Raw genomic sequence first — 1,904 nt, 5'->3', positions numbered from 1 at the left:
GGGGCTGTCGCACTAAAATAATTAGTGCGACAGCTTTTTATACAAAAAAATAAATCTCCCACTCGGAAGAGTGGAAGACCTATGGTAAAATTAACATATGACCAAATACATTAATTTACATAAAAATTATACTTCAAATCGTGGAAATTATCAATTAAAACTTCCACTAAATATTGAGTACATGATTCCCAATAATGATTCAGTGCGTTTGCTAAGTCAGTTTGTAGAGGAGATGGATTTAACAGATTTATATTCGACTTATTCCCGACTAAGGGAAAATCAGGCTACGCCTCGTCAGATGCTGAAGATTGTACTTTACTCTTACATGAATCACAACTATTCTTCTAGAGTAATGGAAACCTCCTGCAGAAGAGATGTAAACTTCATGTACCTCTTAGAAGGTGCACCAATACCAGATCACTCTACTTTTGCAAGGTTTCGTAGCCTTCATTTTGCTCCTTGTTCAGAAGCAATTATGGCTGAAATGACAAATTTTCTTTATGAGATTGGAGAAATATTAGGAGATGCTATATTTATTGATGGCACAAAAATAGAGGCATGTGCTAACAAGTATACTTTTGTTTGGAAAAAAGCAGTTTCAAAAAATTTGGAGAGATTACTTTCTAAATTGGCTAATTTCGTAGCTGAATGTGAAAAACTGTATGGAATAAAGCTTGTATACGAAAACAAAGTAAAAATAAAGCATGTGAAAAAGCTACGCAAGAGGCTGTACGCCTTGAAAGAAGAAGAAAATATAGAATTCGTACATGGATGTGGTAAAAGAAAAACTCCTATTCAACGTTCTATTGAAAAACTCGAAGAGTATCTTGATAAGTTAAAAGAATATACACAGAAAATCCATACCTGCGGTAAACGTAATAGCTATTCCAAGACAGATAAAGATGCAACCTTTATGAGGATGAAAGAAGATGCAATGAAAAATGGTCAGTTAAAGCCAGGTTACAATGTTCAGCATGGAGTAGATTCTGAATATATAGTATGGCTTACTGTTGGCGATCAGCCTACAGATACAACAACATTGATTCCATTTATAAAAAGCATGGAGAATTTCTTGTATTTTAAGTATTTTAAAGTTTCTGCAGATGCAGGTTACGAGAGCGAGGAGAACTATGTTTATATTAAAGAGAATGGACAGTTATCATATATTAAACCAGCAAATTATGAAATATCAAAAACAAGGAAATATAAAAATGATATAAGTAAAATAGAAAACATGGATTATACCGAATTAGGCGATTATTATACTTGCAAAAACAATAGGAACCTAACAGTAAATAAAATAGTAAAAAGAAAAAGCAAGACAGGCTATATAAGTGAAAAAACAATTTATACTTCTGAGGACTGCAGTAACTGTTCTTATAAGAGCAACTGCATAAAGGGACATAACTGCAAAACACCACTAGAGGAAAGAGTTAAAAATCTTGAAACCTCAAAGCTGTTTAACATGCTTCGGAAAGAAAATCTTGAAAGAATTATAAGTGAAGAAGGCTGCGAGTTGAGAATGAATCGAAGTATTCAGGCCGAAGGCTCTTTTGCGGAGATAAAACAGGATATGGGATTTCGTAGATATCTAAGCAAGGGCAAAAGGAATGTTTTGTCAGAAAGCATTCTGTTAGCAATGTCACATAATATAAATAAGCTACATAATAAAATTCAGTCAGATAGAACTGGAACACATCTTTTTTCGCTTAAAAAGAGTTCCTAATTTTTAACTTTTAAAAGCTCTGTAAATCAAAAAAAGCCTTAACATCAAAGGCTTATTAAAGTACGCTATTTTTTAAACATTAAACTCTTTTGGACTTAAATCACAACTAAAATTTTATAGAACACCTAAAAAAACGCTGTCGCGTTAGCAAATTTTTTTATGCTAATGCGACAGCTCC

Annotated in this window: 1 protein-coding gene; it reads left to right on the top strand. The window is 32.9% G+C overall.

Features of this window, described 5'->3' with window-relative positions:
• The first annotated feature begins 97 nt into the window (after nucleotides 1-97).
• Nucleotides 98-1,726, top strand: coding sequence for an IS1182 family transposase (locus tag P8V03_RS18895; protein WP_318799358.1), 1,629 nt, complete (start codon nucleotides 98-100; stop codon nucleotides 1,724-1,726).
• Nucleotides 1,727-1,904: the final 178 nt, after the last annotated feature.

The organism is Clostridium tanneri (assembly GCF_033659955.1).
Lineage (GTDB): Bacteria > Bacillota > Clostridia > Clostridiales > Clostridiaceae > Clostridium_AM > Clostridium_AM tanneri.
The sequence above is the reverse complement of the archived record's forward strand: the minus strand, read 5'-3'. Positions and strand labels throughout refer to the sequence as shown.

Coding starts and splice junctions, on each gene's coding strand:
- P8V03_RS18895 (WP_318799358.1), top strand. CDS start 98: ATGACCAAATACATTAATTTACATAAAAATTATACTTCAAATCGTGGA.